The sequence below is a fragment of the Flavobacterium hauense genome, from assembly GCF_054457175.1.
The window spans coordinates 34,012-52,703 of record NZ_JBTKVX010000011.1 but is presented as its reverse complement, the minus strand read 5'-3'; the positions used below and the strand labels follow the sequence as shown (position 1 = coordinate 52,703).

General features: G+C 39.9%; 22 protein-coding genes. All 22 read left to right on the top strand.

The genetic code is table 11. The features are described 5' to 3' along the window. Positions 1–60: 60 nt before the first annotated feature. Positions 61–408 carry a PadR family transcriptional regulator gene (locus ACX0HA_RS09720; protein WP_458845165.1) on the top strand — a complete coding sequence of 116 codons (348 nt, stop codon included), beginning with the start codon at positions 61–63 and terminating at the stop codon, positions 406–408. 3 nt (positions 409–411) lie between these two features. Next, the gene (locus ACX0HA_RS09715; RefSeq protein WP_458845081.1) at positions 412–1,023 is read left to right on the top strand and encodes a hypothetical protein; all 612 of its coding nucleotides are present in this window, start codon (positions 412–414) and stop codon (positions 1,021–1,023) included. Further along, entirely contained in the window at positions 1,016–1,645 is a 630-nt protein-coding gene (locus tag ACX0HA_RS09710) for a hypothetical protein (protein WP_458845080.1), read from the top strand. Before ACX0HA_RS09715 ends, ACX0HA_RS09710 begins: the two co-directional genes overlap by 8 nt. 2 nt (positions 1,646–1,647) lie before the next feature. Beyond that, the gene (locus ACX0HA_RS09705) at positions 1,648–2,265 is read left to right on the top strand and encodes a hypothetical protein (protein ID WP_458845079.1); all 618 of its coding nucleotides are present in this window, start codon (positions 1,648–1,650) and stop codon (positions 2,263–2,265) included. Further along, positions 2,258–2,872: a hypothetical protein gene (locus ACX0HA_RS09700; protein ID WP_458845078.1), complete on the top strand. Its 615-nt coding sequence runs from the start codon at positions 2,258–2,260 to the stop codon at positions 2,870–2,872. Before ACX0HA_RS09705 ends, ACX0HA_RS09700 begins: the two co-directional genes overlap by 8 nt. A gap of 25 nt (positions 2,873–2,897) precedes the next feature. Further along, a complete protein-coding gene (locus ACX0HA_RS09695) occupies positions 2,898–3,503 on the top strand; it encodes a hypothetical protein (protein ID WP_458845077.1) in 606 nt (201 codons plus the stop codon). Next, the gene (locus ACX0HA_RS09690; protein WP_458845076.1) at positions 3,496–4,185 is read left to right on the top strand and encodes a hypothetical protein; all 690 of its coding nucleotides are present in this window, start codon (positions 3,496–3,498) and stop codon (positions 4,183–4,185) included. The genes ACX0HA_RS09695 and ACX0HA_RS09690 overlap by 8 nt, the downstream gene beginning before the upstream one ends. A gap of 70 nt (positions 4,186–4,255) precedes the next feature. Beyond that, entirely contained in the window at positions 4,256–5,728 is a 1,473-nt protein-coding gene (locus ACX0HA_RS09685) for a DUF5687 family protein (RefSeq protein ID WP_458845075.1), read from the top strand. 27 nt (positions 5,729–5,755) lie between these two features. Further along, the gene (locus ACX0HA_RS09680) at positions 5,756–6,451 is read left to right on the top strand and encodes an ABC transporter ATP-binding protein (protein ID WP_458845074.1); all 696 of its coding nucleotides are present in this window, start codon (positions 5,756–5,758) and stop codon (positions 6,449–6,451) included. 135 nt (positions 6,452–6,586) lie between these two features. Next, the gene (gene porW, locus ACX0HA_RS09675) at positions 6,587–9,376 is read left to right on the top strand and encodes a type IX secretion system periplasmic lipoprotein PorW/SprE (RefSeq protein WP_458845073.1); all 2,790 of its coding nucleotides are present in this window, start codon (positions 6,587–6,589) and stop codon (positions 9,374–9,376) included. Between the two features lie 3 nt (positions 9,377–9,379). Continuing rightward, on the top strand, positions 9,380–9,778 hold the full coding sequence (locus ACX0HA_RS09670) for a bactofilin family protein (protein WP_458845072.1): 399 nt from the start codon (positions 9,380–9,382) through the stop codon (positions 9,776–9,778). Continuing rightward, the gene (locus tag ACX0HA_RS09665) at positions 9,756–9,983 is read left to right on the top strand and encodes an AtpZ/AtpI family protein (protein WP_458845071.1); all 228 of its coding nucleotides are present in this window, start codon (positions 9,756–9,758) and stop codon (positions 9,981–9,983) included. The genes ACX0HA_RS09670 and ACX0HA_RS09665 overlap by 23 nt, the downstream gene beginning before the upstream one ends. A gap of 12 nt (positions 9,984–9,995) precedes the next feature. Beyond that, entirely contained in the window at positions 9,996–10,370 is a 375-nt protein-coding gene (locus tag ACX0HA_RS09660; RefSeq protein ID WP_458845070.1) for a hypothetical protein, read from the top strand. A gap of 195 nt (positions 10,371–10,565) precedes the next feature. Continuing rightward, on the top strand, positions 10,566–11,669 hold the full coding sequence (atpB, locus tag ACX0HA_RS09655) for a F0F1 ATP synthase subunit A (protein WP_458845069.1): 1,104 nt from the start codon (positions 10,566–10,568) through the stop codon (positions 11,667–11,669). A 28-nt stretch (positions 11,670–11,697) separates the two neighbouring features. After that, on the top strand, positions 11,698–11,898 hold the full coding sequence (gene atpE / locus ACX0HA_RS09650) for an ATP synthase F0 subunit C (protein WP_159801307.1): 201 nt from the start codon (positions 11,698–11,700) through the stop codon (positions 11,896–11,898). 71 nt (positions 11,899–11,969) lie between these two features. Continuing rightward, positions 11,970–12,461 carry a F0F1 ATP synthase subunit B gene (locus ACX0HA_RS09645; protein WP_458845068.1) on the top strand — a complete coding sequence of 164 codons (492 nt, stop codon included), beginning with the start codon at positions 11,970–11,972 and terminating at the stop codon, positions 12,459–12,461. Positions 12,462–12,468: 7 nt separating this feature from the next. After that, positions 12,469–13,002, top strand: coding sequence for an ATP synthase F1 subunit delta (atpH, locus tag ACX0HA_RS09640; protein ID WP_458845067.1), 534 nt, complete (start codon positions 12,469–12,471; stop codon positions 13,000–13,002). A gap of 40 nt (positions 13,003–13,042) precedes the next feature. After that, positions 13,043–14,617 carry a F0F1 ATP synthase subunit alpha gene (atpA, locus tag ACX0HA_RS09635; protein ID WP_458845066.1) on the top strand — a complete coding sequence of 525 codons (1,575 nt, stop codon included), beginning with the start codon at positions 13,043–13,045 and terminating at the stop codon, positions 14,615–14,617. 71 nt (positions 14,618–14,688) lie between these two features. Continuing rightward, positions 14,689–15,555: an ATP synthase F1 subunit gamma gene (gene atpG, locus ACX0HA_RS09630; protein ID WP_458845065.1), complete on the top strand. Its 867-nt coding sequence runs from the start codon at positions 14,689–14,691 to the stop codon at positions 15,553–15,555. A 169-nt stretch (positions 15,556–15,724) separates the two neighbouring features. Beyond that, positions 15,725–17,194 (top strand): oligosaccharide flippase family protein, encoded by a 1,470-nt coding sequence (locus ACX0HA_RS09625; protein WP_458845064.1) that lies wholly within the window; start codon positions 15,725–15,727, stop codon positions 17,192–17,194. A gap of 17 nt (positions 17,195–17,211) precedes the next feature. Next, positions 17,212–17,646, top strand: a complete 435-nt coding sequence (gene dut, locus ACX0HA_RS09620) for a dUTP diphosphatase (protein WP_458845063.1) — start codon at positions 17,212–17,214, stop codon at positions 17,644–17,646. Positions 17,647–17,677: 31 nt separating this feature from the next. Beyond that, a complete protein-coding gene (locus ACX0HA_RS09615) occupies positions 17,678–18,688 on the top strand; it encodes a sugar phosphate nucleotidyltransferase (protein ID WP_458845062.1) in 1,011 nt (336 codons plus the stop codon). The last annotated feature ends 4 nt before the right edge of the window (positions 18,689–18,692 follow it).

Below are 18,692 nucleotides of genomic sequence, written 5' to 3'. Positions count from 1 at the left end.
CCTAAAACTATTATGCATAAGAAAATTATGTATACATTTGCTGTAACGAATCAATCAAGCATGAAAAACTCACAACTATATAAAGGGAGTCTTAACACCATAATTATGAAGCTGTTGGAAGAAAATGGCAGAATGTATGGTTATGAGATTACCCAAAAAGTAAAGCTGATAACTGCCGGCGAACTTAACATTACCGAAGGGGCATTATATCCGGCATTGCACAAACTGGAGGCCGACGGCTTTCTGGATGTGGAAGTAGAGAAGGTAGATAACCGCCTGCGTAAATACTACAAGCTTACCGAAAATGGACAAAAAGAGACAGTGAACCGCCTTGCAGAGCTGGAGGAATTCATTCGCAATATGCAGAACCTGGTAACGCCATCACCTAAACCCGATTTACAGTTTTAAGGCATGAAACTTACAGAGGTAGAAATAAATGCAATTGAGAAATATCTTGCGAAAGACAGGATATTTTATGACGACATCCGTATGGAGATGACCGATCATATCGCAACAACACTGGAGGAGCAGTTGAATGAAGGTGATGATTTTGATGCTGTACTTAAAGCCTATATGCATTCGCATCTTAAGGTAAAGTTGTTGACGGCGGCAAAAGAGCAGGAACTGATAAGGGACAGGCAAAACAGGAATAAGATTTTTAGTCAGTTTACAGAAAAAAGGGGAATTGCCTTTTTTGCCATCATATTTTTACTGATACAAATTTCCACTTTTGAGGTATGGGCTTTCAGGGCTTTTGAAGCTGTAATGATCATAGGGATATTTGCTTACATGGTTTCTGAACCCTGGATGCCTAAAAGGTTTCTTTTTGTAAAGAGGTTTACGACTGCATCGTGGTACTATTATGTAATCACTATGCTTTTTGTTTTAAAAATAAACAATTTTTTTGGTGAAGACCAGTGGGTATATTGTATAAAAGGTGTGGTACTGAGCGTGATTTTTACAACATACTACCTCGTAATGAGAATGAATAATGACATTTTAAAAAATAACAGATATGCCTAAGCTGACACAAGAACAGATAAATGCCGTTGACAAGGCGCTTTGGGATATTGAGATCAGATTTCTGGATATCCGCATAGAGATGACCGACCATGCAGCCACGGCGATTGAAGGGATGGAGGGTGACTTTACTGCCAACCTGGAACGATACATTGCCAATAACAAAAGGGAGATGAAGAAGAATTACCGTCAGTTCAGGATGAATGCCTGGATAAAGGGAATTAAGTTGTTGTTTAGTAATTTGTTTACTATGAGGTTTGCAGCGATACTGGCTGTGATATATGGGCTGCTTTTTGTCGATTACAAATATGAAGGACTGGAAGGAACAACAACCAAATTTGTGCTCCTGAGTGCTTTTGCATTTCCTGTTTTATGGGTCTATTACCTTTATGTAGGGTTTACAAAGCAAAAAAAACAGTTCTCTACCGCTGAGCGATTGCTGGAATTCTTTGGAGGGTTATTATTTATACTGTGTTTTATAGTAAGGAATAGCATAGATAAGGCTGATGTTGAAGATACAACAAAACTGCTGTATTATGCTTTTATAATCAGTTTTTATGCTATGGTAATTATCACTTACAGATTCCTTAGCAAATTTTATAAATCAAGATATCAGGTTATTTAATTATGAATAAGCTTACACAAGAACAGATAGAAGCGATACACGCAGCCCTTAAAAAGATCGGGTTTCTTTATGTGGATATACTTCACGAGATGACCGATCATATTGCTACAGAACTTGAAGGGATGGAAGGGGATTTTGAGAGGAATCTTAAACTTTATATCGGCAGGAATAAAAAGGAGCTGCGAAGGTTTAACCGTAAGAACATATTTATCTCGTGGGGGCAGTCATGGAAAGGCTTGTTCCTGAATATGCTGACCGTTCGCTTTGCTGCGCTTTGTGGACTAATATTTTTAGCATTAACAGGATTAAGCAACGTTCTTGAAAGAGAAACGTTTGTAACTATAATGTTCTTTGTTTTCTGCATGGCTAATGGAGCGGTTTCGTTTCCGGAAGTGTTCAGGATGATGAATAAGAAAGAACAGTATTCGGTTGGGGAGGGTATCGCAATACTAAATGTATTTGTGTTTTTCCCGGGTCTTTTTTCAATACGATACATGGATGATCTTGCATCTGATGTTATGGTCGTGCTTTACTTTACGGTACTGCTTTCTCTTTGTGCCGTAATGGCTGTAACTGTGCGCCGATTTAAGGCACATCATAAACTGCGATACAATGGCTAAGCTTACAGCAGATCAGATACAATTCATAGACGACCGCCTGTATAATCTTGGCGTTGAGTTTATGGATATTCGCTACGAAATGGTAGACCATATTGCTTCTGAACTTGAAGCGAAAGAAGGCGATTTTGGCGATAACTGGCATGAGTATTTTATCATGAACAGGCTCCAGCTGCTGGAACAGAATAAGAAAGCAAAAAGAACCGCAGTATCGAGGGCTATAAAGCAATATTTGGATACGCTCAAAACCCCAATGGCTTTTATTCCGGCAGGGATGGTATTTGCGGCAGCCTATTTTTTTGCGCAATTCTATATGGATGGATTCGACCTTGGCATGTATGGGAGTTGCATCTTGTTTATTCTGATAGTTCCATTTGCTATTGTAAGCTGGAAAAACAAAAGAATATCGGTTATGCGCGTTATGGTGCAATTTTATAGCTACATATATCTTGGAAATATGGCGGTAACATTAACAGCATCTTTTATTGAAAATGATGCGGAAAGGATGCATCCACAGCGGATAAGCATTTCTTTTATGGCGGCACTGATCACGGTGCTGATAATTAGCCTGTACCGTTTCAGGAGGAAATATGTGGGCAAATACATTTAAAACCAACCAACTATTATATACTAAAATGAACAGGCTTACTAACGAACAGATACAATTTATAGACAATTACCTGTATAATGCAGGGGTTCATTATGTTGATATCCGTTGTGAAATGACCGACCATGTAGCTACAGCCATCGAAGACATGGAAGGCGAATTTGGCTATAATTTCTCCCGCTATATGGCGGTTCATAAAAGAGAGCTGATGGCCTCGAACAGGAGCTTTAGAAAAAAAGCATTTGGCACGGCTGTACGCATTTTATTTAAGAATTGTGTTAAGCCTGTTTTTTTAGTGGGGACTACGCTGTTTACAGCTCTTGCTTTTCTGTTAACAAAAGCAGTAGGGTACAGCGAAGTGAGCGATGCACTTATGATTGGGCATCTTGTGGCATATTTTTGCCTTTATTTTTCGTGGATCTATTTTTGGATGTTTAAGAAAAACAGGTATTCGGTTATAGACAGGTTACTGTTAGTGAGTTTCTTTTTGCCGGTACTTAACAGGTTTGAAAAAAATATTGAAAATGAAACTCTTATGCTTGTGTTTCTTTCGCTATACACCGCATTCGAGATTGCGCTAATATATACAGTATTACAGTTTCACAAACAATACAAAGTACGATTTGATGGATAAGGTGATGAAAATATCTGCAGAGCAAAACGAAATGCTGTTTGAGTTTACGCGAAAGCATTATGTGGAATACTACGATTTACAGAACGAGCTGACAGATCATCTTGCCAATGCTATTGAAGAGCGCTGGCTTACCGAACCTAACCTGAGCTTTAACGAGGCATTGCATCTTGAGTTCAAAAAGTTTGGCGTTTTTGGGTTTATGGGCGTGGTGGAGAGCAGGCAGCTGGCGCTTACTAAAAAATACAACAAGCTCATTTGGGGGTATATGAAACAGTTTATAAAACTACCTCAAATCCTGATTACACTGGCTTGTTTTATGATAGCTTATAAAGCAATTCAGTTTAATGTGGTTTTTTATCAGATATTTTTTTTCGCGACATTTCTGTTGAGTTTTGGAGTATTTATATCCAAAAACAAGAAGTATCGTAAAAAAGTAAAACAAACCGGGAGGAAATGGCTTTTTGAAGAAATTCTCATGAATTTTGGACAGGGATCCTGGTTTATTTATTTTCCGACTCAGTTTTGGATACTTTTCGATTTAGAGGCTCCGGGACCGGTATGGATTGCAGTTATGGCCGGGGTTCTGGTGTTTAATATGCTGGCGCAATATGTTGTGATTTTTATCATTGCCAACAGGGCCGAAGAACACCTGTTAAAGACCTATCCAGAATATAATATGTAAATTTATCCTGAAAGCCTGTAACGTTTTGCAGCTTACAAATACCAATTAACAAATTCAACAACCAAATTACATGTTTAAAAAATTCATCTGGCTCGAATGGAAGGCATTTACCAGAGCTTCTTCATTTGCTACTAACGTAGCCATAAAAGTGTTCATGATACTTGGAGCACTATATTTCACCGCGATATTTCTTGCTTTGGGGATTTGGGCATTTTACCTGATCCAGGAAGGGCTTAACCAGGATCCGCTGGTAGTGGTAAGCAAGTTTGCGGTTTACTATTTTGTAGGCGATTTGCTGTTGCGATACTTCCTGCAAAAAATTCCGGTTATCAATATCAGGCCGTTGCTCACGTTGCCTATAAAAAGGGGGACAATCGTAAATTTTGCATTGGGCAAAACAGCGATCTCTTTCTTTAATATCATCCATGCTTTTTTCTTTATACCATTTTCGGTTGTACTGATTATAGAGGGCTACGACCCTGTAAGTGTAGTGTTGTGGCACATTGGTATGATGGCACTTATTTACAGCAACAACTTTATTAATGTGCTGGTAGACGATAAGGACTGGATATTCTGGACGGTTGCTGCTTTAGTGGTAGGCCTTGGGGCAATACAGTATTATGGCTATTTTGACATTACCATTGTTACATCGGTATTTTACCATGGGTTGTATGCAACCTACTATATGTTCCTGGTACCATTAGTACTACTGGCAGGTTTATACTATACATGCTTTAAGCTTTTTACCAGAGAGATGTATCTTGACACAGGACTTAAAGGCAAACACGAGATTGCCGAAACCCAGGATTATACATGGCTTAACCAGTTTGGAACGCTGGGTACCTTCCTTAAGAATGATATCAAGCTTATCCGCAGGAACAAGCGTTCGAAGACTACAATAATGATGAGCTGCTTCTTTTTGTTTTATGGGCTGTTTTTTTTCACCGGGGCGATTGAAGTTTATCAAGGGCCTTTCTGGAGCATGTTTGCCGGCATATTTGTAACCGGTGGCTTCATGATGACTTTCGGACAGTTTGTGCCAAGCTGGGACAGTGCCTATTATCCGCTGATGATGAGCCAAAACATTCAGTATCGCGAATATATTTCGTCTAAATGGTGGCTTATTGTTATCGGTACATCATTAAGCGCTTTATTGTCAGTATTTTATTTGTATTTCGGGCTAGACACTTACCTCCTTTTGCTTGCTGGGGCAGTATATAACATAGGTGTGAACTCGCACATTGTGTTGTTGGCCGGAGCTTTTATCAAGACTCCTATAGATCTTTCGAGCAGTAAGCAGGCCTTTGGCGACAAAAAAGCTTTTAACCTAAAAGCACTTTTGATCTCGTTGCCTAAAATGCTGGTGCCCATGGCGCTTTACGGAATAGGATTTTACACAATAAGCCCTAATGCTGGTGCAATTTTTGTAGCTGTGGCCGGGATTCTTGGTTTTGCCTTGAGAAACAAGGTTTTTGCACAAATAGAAAAGATCTACAAAAAAGAGAAGTATGGTACGCTTGCGGCCTACAAACAAAAAAACTAATCATCCAATCAATTACTATAATTTACCATGATACAGATAAATAATCTTAAAAAAGTATATAACGGGGTAACCGTACTTAACATAGGCAACCTTGAGATCCAGAAAGGTGAAAGCTTTGGCCTGGTAGGAAATAACGGAGCGGGAAAGACAACATTATTCAGCCTTTTGCTTGACCTTATCGAGCCAACAACAGGGTCGATAAAATCCAACGGAATACAGGTGAACGAAAGCGAAGCATGGAAACCCTTTACAGCAGCGTTTCTTGACGAAAGCTTTTTGATAGGCTACCTTACGCCCGAAGAGTATTTTTATTTTATAGGAGAGCTGCGCGGGCAAAATAAGGCCAGTGTAGATGCATTGCTTAAAGAACATGAAGATTTCTTTAATGGAGAGATACTTAATAAAAGAAAATACCTGCGTGACCTTTCTAAGGGTAACCAAAAGAAAGTGGGTATCATAGCAACACTTATAGGCAGTCCGGAAATTATTATTCTCGACGAGCCATTTGCTAATCTTGACCCTACAACACAGTTCAGACTTAAAAAGATAATCAAAGACCTGGCAGACGATAAAAACGTAACCATACTGGTGTCCAGCCATGACCTTGCCCATACTACCGAGGTAAGCGACAGGATAGTGGCCATGCATAAAGGCGAGATTGTAAAAGATATTCGCACATCTGCCGAAACGCTTAAAGAGCTCGAAGAATTTTTTGCGGTATAAATTAAATGGTCCCCCTTTTCGTAAGGGGGATTTTTTTGCCAAAAAACTGCCTATGTTACAAAAAGAAGCGTATTTTTACCCTCTTTTATACTAAAGTAAGATTTTAAAAGTTAAGGATAAAAAACAGCTTTTACATTGAAAACCAGTACTTCAAAATATTTTGTTCTTTTTGGTACGGTAGGTTTCGCAATTGCGTGCTCTACCAAAAAAGATTCGTTTGTTAACCGAAACTATCACGCGGTCAATACCGAGTATAACGTACTATATAACGGTAACCTGGCACTCGATGCCGGCCTTGCCGATCTTGCAACCACTTATGAGGATAACTTTTGGGACGTGTTGCCTGTAGAAAGGACCCAACCCATTGTTGTTACTGAACCGTCTGCTGTTACAGCGGTATCGGCTCCTCCGCCTGCTTCAGCGACAACTAAAGATGCAAAGCAGCCAGATTTGGCAAAAATATCAAAAATGGCACCGGCAGTTTCACTAGCAAAAGATAATGGTACTGCTAAAACGGGCTCCGGTGGCAAACCGGGAGGGCCATCTCAGGAAGCTAAGCCGGAACAAACCGGCAATTTTAAAAGAGCTGAAGAAAAGGCAACCAAAGCGATACAGAAGCACTCGATGAATATAGCTGGGAGTGAAAAGAACCCACAAATGGATGAGGCTTACCTGTTATTGGGAAAATCCAGGTATTATGAAAACAGGTATGTGCCCGCTCTTGAGGCGTTTAATTATATACTGCTAAAATATCCTTCAAGCGATAAAATAGATGCTGCCAAGATTTGGAGGGAGAAAACTAACATTCGCCTGGATAACGAGGCGATTGCAATAAGAAACCTGAAAGAACTTATAAAGCAGAAAAAGGATGCAATGGATGAGCAGACATTTGCTGATGCCAATGCCATGCTTGCAGCGGGATATATGAAACTGCAGGCGACTGACAGTGCTGTAACCGTACTTAAAAATGCAGCCGCATTCACAAGAAAGAACGAAGAAAAAGCGAGATATCATTTTATATTGGGTCAGCTACAAAGCAAACTCAACCGTCCGGATAGTGCCTATGCCGAATACCAGAGGGTGATAGATATGAAAAGAAAAGCGCCAAGGAGATATGTTATCCAGGCGCATGCCATGCAGGCCGGCCAGTTTAACCCTGCCAAAGGGGATACGATTGCCTTTTTGGAAAAATATTATAAACTGCTTGATGACAGGGAGAATAGACCCTACCTGGATATCATAAATCATCAGATGGGGCTTTATTACGAAAAGCAGCATAGTCCTTCCATGGCAGAGCAGTATTACAACGTTTCGTTACGCTCTAATTCAAGAGACCGCTATCTTCAGGCATCTAATTACAGGAACATTGGTGAGATCAATTTTAAGGATGCCCAATATGCAAGGGCAGGAATGTACTATGACAGTACATTGGTGTTTTTGGATAACAGGTCAAGAGAATACAGGAGTATAAAAAAGAAAAGGGACAACCTGGCCGATGTTATAAAATATGAGGCGATCGCAAAAACCAACGATAGCATTCTTTCGGTAGTTTCGATGGATGATACCGGAAGAAAGGCATATTATGAAAATTACATAACCAAGCTGAAAGAAAAAGAAGCGGCGCAAAAATTAAAGCTTGAGAAAGAAGCTATAAAACAGGAAAATCTGGCTGCTTCGGGAGCAGGAAATAATTTCCCGCAAGCACCCGGAATGAATACAAGCGCAAGAAGCCCTCAGCTGGGCGGAAGTGCACCGGGCGGAAGCGGAGGCAAATTTTATTTCTATACACCTGCAACTGTTGCCTATGGTAAACAGGAATTTAAAAAACGCTGGGGTAACAGAGCCTATTCTGAAAATTGGCGCTGGTCATCGGAACAGACAAATAAGGCTGCTCAAAATGCTATCGACGGAGATTCGATCTTTGACGGCATAGCGGGCAAGCTTCCAAAAGGAGATGATGAAAAAGCTGTCGAACCAAGATTCAGGACAGATTTTTATATCTCCCAGCTGCCTACCGAGAAAAAGGTTATAGACAGCCTTGCTACCGAGCGCAATTTTGCATACTACCAATTGGGCTCTATATATAAAGAGAAATTTAAAGAATACAGGCTTGCTGCCAATAAGCTGGAAACGTTATTGCAAAGCCAGCCCGAGGAAAGGCTTGTATTGCCGTCAAAATATAATTTGTATAAAATATATGAAATTATAGATCCGGCAAAAGCGGATATGTACAAGCAACAGATACTTTCACAGTACCCTGACAGCCGTTATGCTGAGATCATCAGGAACCCTACATCTGATGCGGCCAAAAATCTTACTCCTGATGCTGCTTATGACCAGCTTTTCAAAAAATACAATCAGGGGCAGATACGTGAAGTTTATGCTCAGATTGACGAGTATATAGAAACCTATACGGGAGAAGAGATCGTGTCTAAATTTGAGCTGCTTAAAGCTCAGATAGGGGCAAGGCTGTATGGTATAGAAGAATATAAAAAGGGGCTTAACTTTGTGGCGCTTAATTACCCTAACAGCATAGAGGGTAAAACGTCGGAGTCTTTGCTTAAGACCGATATACCAAACCTTGAGAAACTTGCCTTTGGACAGCCTACTGCCAGCTGGAAAATTGTCTACAAATTTGACTTTGCAGATGAGGCAAAAATAAAACCGTTAAAAGATAAGATTGAGAAGTTCATAAAAGAAGGGCTTAACAATAACATCACGATTTCAAGCGATGTATATACACTAAAAGAGAATATGCTTGTAGTGCATGGCTTCATCAGCAAACTTGCTGCCGAAGATGCTGTATCAGTATTAAAAGACTACAAGAAATATAAAGTTGCAGAAACACTCGAAATAATCTCAAGCGAAGATTATAAGGTGGTGCAAATCAAAAAGAATTATACCGAATTTTTAGCGATAGAATAAAGGATGTTTGACAAACCACAAAAGTCGTACACTGACCTATTGGGTAAAACCAACAGGATCGTGGAAGGCACTATTATAAAAGGAGATATCATTTCGCAGGCCGACTTCAGGCTTGATGGCGAACTTACAGGCAATTTTACCACCAAAGGTAAAATTGTAATAGGTCCTGCCGGAAGCGTAACAGGTGATATTAAATGCAAGAACGCCGATATAGAAGGCAAATTCAACGGAAAAATTGAAGTGGCTGAAATTTTGAATGTAAAATCAAAAGCACATATAAAAGGAGAAGTCATCACAGGAAAATTATCGGTAGAGCCGGGCGCAGAATTCAGCGCTTCCTGTATTATGCGCACTCCTGTAAAACAAACTCCAAAACCGGATGAACAGCAGCCAGGACAATAACAAAAGCAAAAAGTGGATAGCTCTGGTAAATATACCTTTCCAGATGGGGGTTATAATACTTGCAGGCGTTTACTTAGGCCTGTGGCTCGACGAAAAATACAGCAACGGGGGAAACCTGTTTACAATTATATTTTCGCTGCTGGCCGTTTTTATTGCCTTATATAATGTAATAAGGCAGGTAAAGAATCTTGGCGAAAAGCCATAAATATAATTTTTGATGACCGTTAAATTTTTAAGCTTTTTGCTGCTACTGTCGGCAACACTTTTTTTAAGCCATAATTTTATAGCCGACGAATTCTTTAAAGGGGAGTTTTATTACCAAATATGGCATATTTACGCCTTTTTGGGCATTGCTACCCTGGGCATACTTATGATTATGAATTTTATTCATAAAAATTTTCCGGATAAGACGGGCTTTGCGTTTATGGGGCTTAGCATATTCAAGATTGCAGCATCAGTAATTTTCTTTATACCTCTTATGAATGCGCAGGTGCCTAATCCCGTGGGTGATGTGCTTAATTTTTTTGTGCCATATTTTATTTACCTGCTTGTAGAAGTAGTATTTGCCGTACGTTTAATTAACAGCAAATAAACTGCACAATCATTATTGAATTATTAAAAGAGGGTTCGTTTTTAAAAATTATATTTGGATATTTTTAAATGTGAATTAAATATGTACCTTTGCAAAAATTTTTGGGACATAGTTTTAGACACTTAAATTTAAACAATAGTGATTTCAATCAAACCGCTTCGTATTTTCTTAACTGCTTTAGTAATAGGATTTTCAATGCCAGTGCTTGCGAACTCCGCAAACGATAGCGTTGTAGCGCCTGTAGCCACTGCTCATGCAGCTGAAACGAGCCATGAAGGACATGGTCATGAAGAGAAAGAATTCAATTCTACCGATCTTATCAATTCTCACATTGGAGACGCTCACGATTTCCATATTTTTGGAGAGCATGAAAATGCTGTGTCGTTAAACCTGCCTGTGATACTTTGGTCAGATAACGGTTTAGTTGTTTTTTCTTCTGCACAATTTCACCATGATAATACAGGTGAGCACGTAGTTGATGTAGATGGTCAGAAATTTGTTCGCTATAATGAAGTTATTTATTATGCCGATAAATTTGAAACACTTAGCCAGGACGATAAGACAGCATTTAACTTTGAGGCAAGGCCATTAGACTTTTCGATCACTAAAAATGTTTTCTCACTTATATTGTCGGCTCTTTTAATTTTCATCCTTTTCTCGGCTGTTGCCCGTTCTTATAAAAAGAATGCATTTGCACCAAAAGGTCTTGCAGGTTTCCTTGAACCTCTTGTTACTTTTGTAAGGGATGATATTGCGATTCCAAACATCGGTGAGAAAAAATATGCTAAATATATGCCTTACCTGCTTACCATATTTTTCTTTATATGGGTAAACAACCTGATAGGCCTTATACCTTTCTTCCCGTTCAGTTCTAACCTTACGGGTAATATTTTCTTTACTTTTGTACTGGCTTTTATTACTTACATTATTACAACGGCAAGCGGAAGCAAAGATTACTGGAAACACATTTTTATGCCGCCGGTACCTGTGTTCCTTTATCCTATCATGATACCTGTAGAGATCATCGGTACGCTTACTAAGCCATTCGCATTGATGATACGTCTTTTTGCAAACATCACTGCAGGTCACATTATTATTTTGAGCTTAATTTCACTTATATATATATTCAAGACAGTAGCTATTGCACCGGTATCGGGAGCGTTTGTATTGTTCATGAGTGTTCTTGAGTTATTAGTTGCTGCATTACAGGCTTATGTATTTACCCTGTTATCGGCATTGTTCATTGGTCAGGCTGTAGAAGAGCATGATCACCATGAGCATGATGAATATTTAATTTAATTATTATTAACAAATAAATTCTTTTATTATGGTATTAGCTGGAATCGGAGCTGGATTAGCTGTAATCGGTGCAGGTATTGGTATTGGTAAAATTGGTGGTTCTGCAATGGACGCTATGGCTCGTCAGCCTGAAGTTGCCAACAAAATCCAAACTGCAATGATTATTGCTGCGGCGCTTATCGAAGGTGTTGCTCTTTTCGCAGTAGTAGTTGCGTTAATTGCAAAATAATTAAAACAAACTTCCCTTGGCGGTTGGCTGAGGGAAGTTTTTTACAACATTAAAACTATAAACAACAAGATATGAATTTTACTGCACCCGAGAGTTTAATTTTTTGGACAACATTAATATTCGTTGTATTCTTTATCCTGCTTAAAAAATTTGCATGGAAACCTATTTTAGGTGCTGTGAAAAGCAGGGAAGAGTCTATCAATAATGCACTAAAGTCTGCAGAGGCTGCACGTGCTGAAATGCATAATCTTCAAGCTGATAACCAAAGGATCCTTAACGAGGCTCGTGCTGAGAGAGATGCTATGATTAAAGATGCTAGAGAGATTAAAGACAAGATGATTGCTGATGCAAAAGCAGAGGCTGTTCTTCAGGGCGAAAAAATGATTGAGCAGGCTAAAGCTGCAATTGCAAGCGAGAAAAACGCTGCAATGGCTGAGCTTAAAAACCAGGTTTCTGGTTTCTCTCTTGATATCGCTGAGAAAATCCTTAAAAACGAATTGTCTGATAAGGCATCTCAAACTTCATTGGTTGAGAGAATGCTTGATGACGTTAAATTAAACTAATCGCTATATGACAGGTTCAAGAGCTGCAATACGTTATGCAAAAGCAATCCTGGATATGGCGCAGGCTTCAGGAGCTGCAGGCAATGTAAATGAAGACATGTCCCTTATAGCATCTACCATTAAAGGCAATGCTGAGCTGAGCGCATTTGTGAACAGTCCGGTTGTTAAGGCAGAAGCTAAAGAGGCAGCCCTTAAAGAAATTTTTGCGGGAACGCAATCTATTACTTTAGGTCTTTTTCACCTATTGCATGAAAACAAGAGGTTTGAAATCCTTCCGCTTATTGCAGAGGAGTACAAAACCCAGTTTGATGCACTTAACGGAATAGAAGTGGCTACGGTTACTACCGCTATACCACTTACCGAAGAGCTTGAGGCAAAGGTAATGGCTAAGATAAAAGAGTTTTCAGACAAGAAAATTACCATAAAAAGCATCGTTGATCCGGCTATCATTGGCGGATTCATCCTTAGGATAGGCGATAAGCAGTTTAATGCTTCTGTGGCAAACAGGCTTACAACATTAAGAAGAGAGTTAAGTAATTAGTATTTTATCGCACGAAAGTGTTTAAACTATAGAGTATATTATGGCAGAAATTAAAGCTGCTGAAATTTCAGCAATATTAAAGAAACAATTGTCCGGTTTTGAATCGGGTGCTACATTAGAAGAAGTGGGAACAGTTCTTAATGTAGGAGATGGTATTGCCCGTATTCACGGTCTGTCTAACGCACAATATGGTGAGTTAGTTCAGTTCGAGAATGGGTTAGAGGCTATGGTCCTGAATCTTGAAGAAGACAATGTGGGCGTAGTATTGTTTGGTACATCTTCAGGTATCGTAGAAGGATCTACAGTAAAAAGAACACAGCGTATCGCTTCACTTAGAGTAGGTGAGCAAATGGTAGGCCGTGTGGTAGACACTCTTGGTAACCCAATTGATGGTAAAGGCCCTATTGGTGGTGACCTTTATGAGATGCCTCTTGAGCGTAAAGCTCCTGGAGTTATCTTCCGTCAGCCGGTAACTGAGCCGCTTCAGACAGGTGTAAAAGCAATCGATGCGATGATCCCTGTAGGACGTGGACAGCGTGAGCTTGTAATTGGTGACCGTCAGACTGGTAAAACTACAGTTTGTATCGATACCATCCTTAACCAGAAAGAATTTTATGATGCTGGGAAACCGGTATTCTGTATATATGTAGCTGTTGGGCAAAAAGCTTCGACTGTTGCAGGTATTGCTAAAACATTAGAAGAAAAAGGCGCAATGGCTTATACAGTTATCGTTGCTGCTAATGCTTCTGACCCTGCTGCAATGCAGGTTTACGCTCCGTTTGCAGGTGCTGCAATTGGTGAGTACTTCCGTGATACGGGCCGTCCGGCACTTATCATTTATGATGACCTTTCTAAACAGGCAGTTGCTTACCGTGAGGTATCGCTTCTACTAAGAAGGCCACCGGGACGTGAGGCTTACCCTGGAGACGTTTTCTACCTTCACTCAAGACTTCTTGAGAGAGCTGCGAAAGTTATCGCTGATGACGATATCGCTAAAAACATGAACGACCTTCCGGAATCTCTTAAGCCAATCGTTAAAGGTGGTGGATCGCTTACTGCGCTTCCTATCATCGAAACTCAGGCTGGTGACGTTTCTGCATATATCCCAACAAACGTAATCTCGATTACTGATGGTCAGATATTCCTTGAGTCAGATCTATTCAACTCAGGTGTACGTCCGGCAATCAACGTTGGTATCTCTGTATCGCGTGTAGGTGGTAACGCACAGATCAAATCAATGAAAAAAGTATCTGGTACGCTTAAGCTTGACCAGGCACAGTTCCGTGAGCTTGAAGCTTTCGCTAAATTTGGTTCTGACCTTGATGCTGTAACGCTAAACGTAATCGAAAAAGGTAGAAGAAACGTTGAGATCCTTAAACAGGCGGTTAACGATCCTTATACTGTAGAAGATCAGGTTGCTATTATTTATGCAGGTTCTAAAAACCTACTTAAAAAAGTACCTGTGAACAAAGTAAAAGAATTCGAAAAAGATTATATCGAATATCTTAACGCTAAGCACAGAGCAACGCTTGACGGTCTTAAAGCTGGTAAATTTACAGATGAGATCACTGATGTTCTTGAGAAAGTAGCAGCAGAGATTTCAGCAAAATACTAATAAATTAATGTATCAATTAATCAATGTAGCAATTGTTCCATTGATTAATTGCTTAATTATTACATTATAAAATGGCAAACTTAAAGGAAATACGTAACAGGATTACTTCCGTTTCATCCACGATGCAAATTACAAGTGCGATGAAAATGGTTTCTGCAGCCAAGCTTAAAAAAGCACAGGATGCTATTACGGCTATGAGGCCTTATTCTGAGAAGCTTACTGAGCTACTGCAAAATCTTAGTGCTACCCTTGACAGCGACAATGGAGGAGTATTTGCCGAGCAGCGCCCGGTAAATAAAGTGCTTATTGTTGCCATTACTTCAAACAGGGGTCTTTGCGGTGCTTTTAATGCCAACGTGATCAAACAGATAAAAAACCTTCAGGCTGCTTATGCAGGTAAAGAGGTTGATGTTTTGGCAATTGGTAAAAAAGGTAACGATGTGCTTAGGAAAACCTGCAATGTTGTAGATAACAAAAGCGAAATATTTGATACCCTTACGTTTGAAAATGTAGCCGAAGCAGCACAGTCTCTTATGGACAAATTTGCAGCGGGCGAGTATGACAAAATTGAGCTGGTATACAACCATTTCAAAAATGCAGCTACTCAGGTAGTGCTTACAGAGCAGTTCCTGCCTCTTGAGCCTGCGGCTAAAGATGAGAAAGCAGCAAACAATGTTACTGATTACATTTTTGAGCCTACCAAAGAAGAGATCGTACTTAGCCTTGTACCACTTTCGTTAAAAACGCAATTGTACAAAGCCGTTCGTGATTCTTTCGCTTCTGAGCACGGTGCCCGTATGACAGCGATGCACAAAGCAACAGATAATGCTACTGACCTAAGAAATCAGCTTAAGCTTACTTACAACAAAGCCCGTCAGGCTGCCATTACTAACGAGATCCTTGAGATCGTGGGTGGTGCCGAGGCATTGAACAACTAAGAATACAAAACAAGCATATTTTGAAAAGGCTTCCGGTTTTCGGGAGCCTTTTTGATTTGAATAACTTCAGTATATATTTTACCTTAGGCACAATTATTCTTTTTCTTCGTAGTTTTTATATTGCTGTAAATTATAATTACTTTTGTTATAACTAAAAACCAACCACTCTTTGAGCTTATACAAGAATCTTTTTAAGCAGACTGCCATATATGGTATAGCTACGGTTGTACCCAGGATATTCAGCTTTTTGCTGACTCCGCTGTATACCGATATACTTCCGGAGAAGGAATATGGTGAGCAGGCACTTATTTTTGCGGGAATGGCATTTTTAAATGTCATACTGGCTTATGGCATGGAGACTGCTTTTTTCAGGTTCTACACTTCTGATAGCAAAAAAAGTGTATTGAGTACTTCTACCATTTCGCTTTTTTGGTCATCGATTGCTTTTCTTGTTATTGCACTATTGGGGCGCAGTTATCTTGCCGAAGCAGGCGACCTTGATGTTGAATATGTGACGTATACGATATGGATACTGGCACTGGATGCATTGGTAATAGTTCCGTTTTCTAAATTAAGGGCTGAGGGCAGGCCGCTGATGTATGCAGCAGTCAAGATTGGAAATGTTGCCATAAATCTTCTCTTTAATGTATTCTTCCTTGTATATCTTGGGGATATTGCAAAGGCATATCCGGATAGCTTTTTATCGACCATATATGTTGAAGACTTTCAGGTAGGTTACATATTTGTATCAAACCTTATAGCGAGTCTGCTTACACTTGTGGTTCTGCTTCCGCACTACATAAAAACAGAATGGCATTTTGACGCTAAGCTTTGGCGACGCATGATGCAGTACAGCCTTCCGGTTATGGTGGCAGGCCTTGCATTTGTTGTTAACGAGACTTTCGACAGATTTTTTCTAAAAGCTTTTCTTCCATTATCTGAAAATGCAGTAAAAGTAGAGATAGGTATTTACTCGGCCTGTTATAAGCTTGCCGTATTCATGACACTATTTGCTACGGCATTCAGGCTGGGCATTGAGCCATTTTTCTTTAGCCATGCCAAGCACGAGAATGCACGCTATACATATGCCACTATCACCAAATATTTTGTAATCTTCGGATCGATGATACTATTATGTGTAGTGGTTTTTGCAGATGTCCTGAAAATGCTGATGCTAAGGAGCCCTGCCTACTGGAAAGGCATGGACGTAGTTCCATTAATTATCCTTGCCAATTTTTTCCTTGGGATATATTCAAATCTTTCGGTGTGGTATAAGTTATCAGATAAAACAAGGATAGGCGCTAATATCTCGATCGCCGGCGCAGTGGTAACAGTTGTACTGAACTACCTGCTGATACCCTATCTTAGCTATATGGGTTCGGCTATCGCTACGATATCGGCATACGGAACCATGATGGGTCTTTCTTTTTACTTTGGGAATAAATATTATCCAATACCGTACGATATAAAAAAGATAAGCCTGTACCTTGGCTTGTCGATACTCCTGTCGGCACTGTCGTTCTATGTACCAATTTTCAGGAGAACGTATATCTTCGGAATACTTTCGATAATTGCATTCATGTGGATAATATACAGAGGTGAAAAAGAAACCCTGCAACGAATAATCAAAAGAAAATAACAGATTACAAATACAATATGACAATCAACATTATCAATAGATCGGGTCACGCATTGCCAAATTATGAAACCATTGCCTCTGCAGGAATGGACTTAAGAGCAAACATTGAAGAACCAATAGTACTGGCTCCATTAGGCAGGGCTATCGTGAAAACAGGTTTGTTTATTGAGCTGCCGATAGGCTATGAAGCACAGGTGCGCCCAAGAAGCGGACTGGCTGCCAAAAAAGGCGTAACGGTATTGAACAGTCCGGGTACTATTGATGCCGATTATAGAGGTGAGATTGGGGTAATTTTAGTAAATTTATCAAATGAGCCTTTTACTATTGAAAATGGCGAAAGGATTGCCCAGCTGATTATTGCAAGACACGAGCGTGCCGAGTGGAATGAAGTGGAAGCACTTACCGAAACTTCTCGTGGAGAAGGCGGCTTTGGCAGTACAGGGGTTAAATAATAGAAATACCAACAAGCATTAAACATCAGAGATGAAAATTATAGTTCCTATGGCTGGACGCGGATCGCGCCTTCGCCCTCATACACTTACAGTACCAAAACCATTGATACCTATTGCCGGTAAACCCATCGTTCACAGACTTGTGGAAGATATCGCAGGGGTGCTGCACCAGGAAATTGAAGAAATAGCTTTTATAGTGAGCCGTGATTTTGGCACGCAGGTAGAAACTGACCTTATTGCCATTGCCGAAAAGCTGGGTGCTAAAGGCTCTATTTATTACCAGGAGAAACCGCTTGGCACTGCCCATGCCATCATGAGCGCTAAAGAATCTATGAGCGGACCAGTAGTTGTGGCTTATGCCGATACACTTTTCAGGGCCGATTTTACGTTAGATACTACAGCCGACAGTGTTATATGGGTAAAACAGGTTGAAGACCCGAGCGCTTTTGGCGTTGTGAAGCTTAATGACAAAAATGAGATTGTTGACTTTGTTGAGAAGCCAAAAGATTTTGTTTCTGACCTTGCTATCATCGGTATTTATTATTTTCAGAGTGGCGAGACCCTTCGCGAAGAGCTTCAGTACCTTTTAGATAATAACATCACTAAAGGCGGTGAGTACCAGCTTACCGATGCTTTAGAGAACATGAAGGAAAAAGGCATGAAATTTGTTCCGGGTAAGGTAGACGAGTGGATGGACTGCGGAAATAAAAATGTAACGGTAGAGACCAACTCGCGAATGCTGGGCTTTTTACATAACGATGGTGTAAACCTGACTTCGGCTACAGTACAGATGGAAAACAGTACCATTATACCTCCTTGTTTTATAGGGGAAAATGTAGTGCTTAAAAATTCGACTATCGGGCCATATGTTTCGTTGGGCGATAATACCCATGTTGAGAATACAATTATTAAGAATAGCCTGGTACAAACGCATGCAGTTATAAAAAATGCTGTTTTAGATAATGGCATGATAGGCAACCATGCTGCGTTTAATGGTAAATTTACCAGTATTAGTATTGGTGATTATTCAGTTATAGAATAAACAA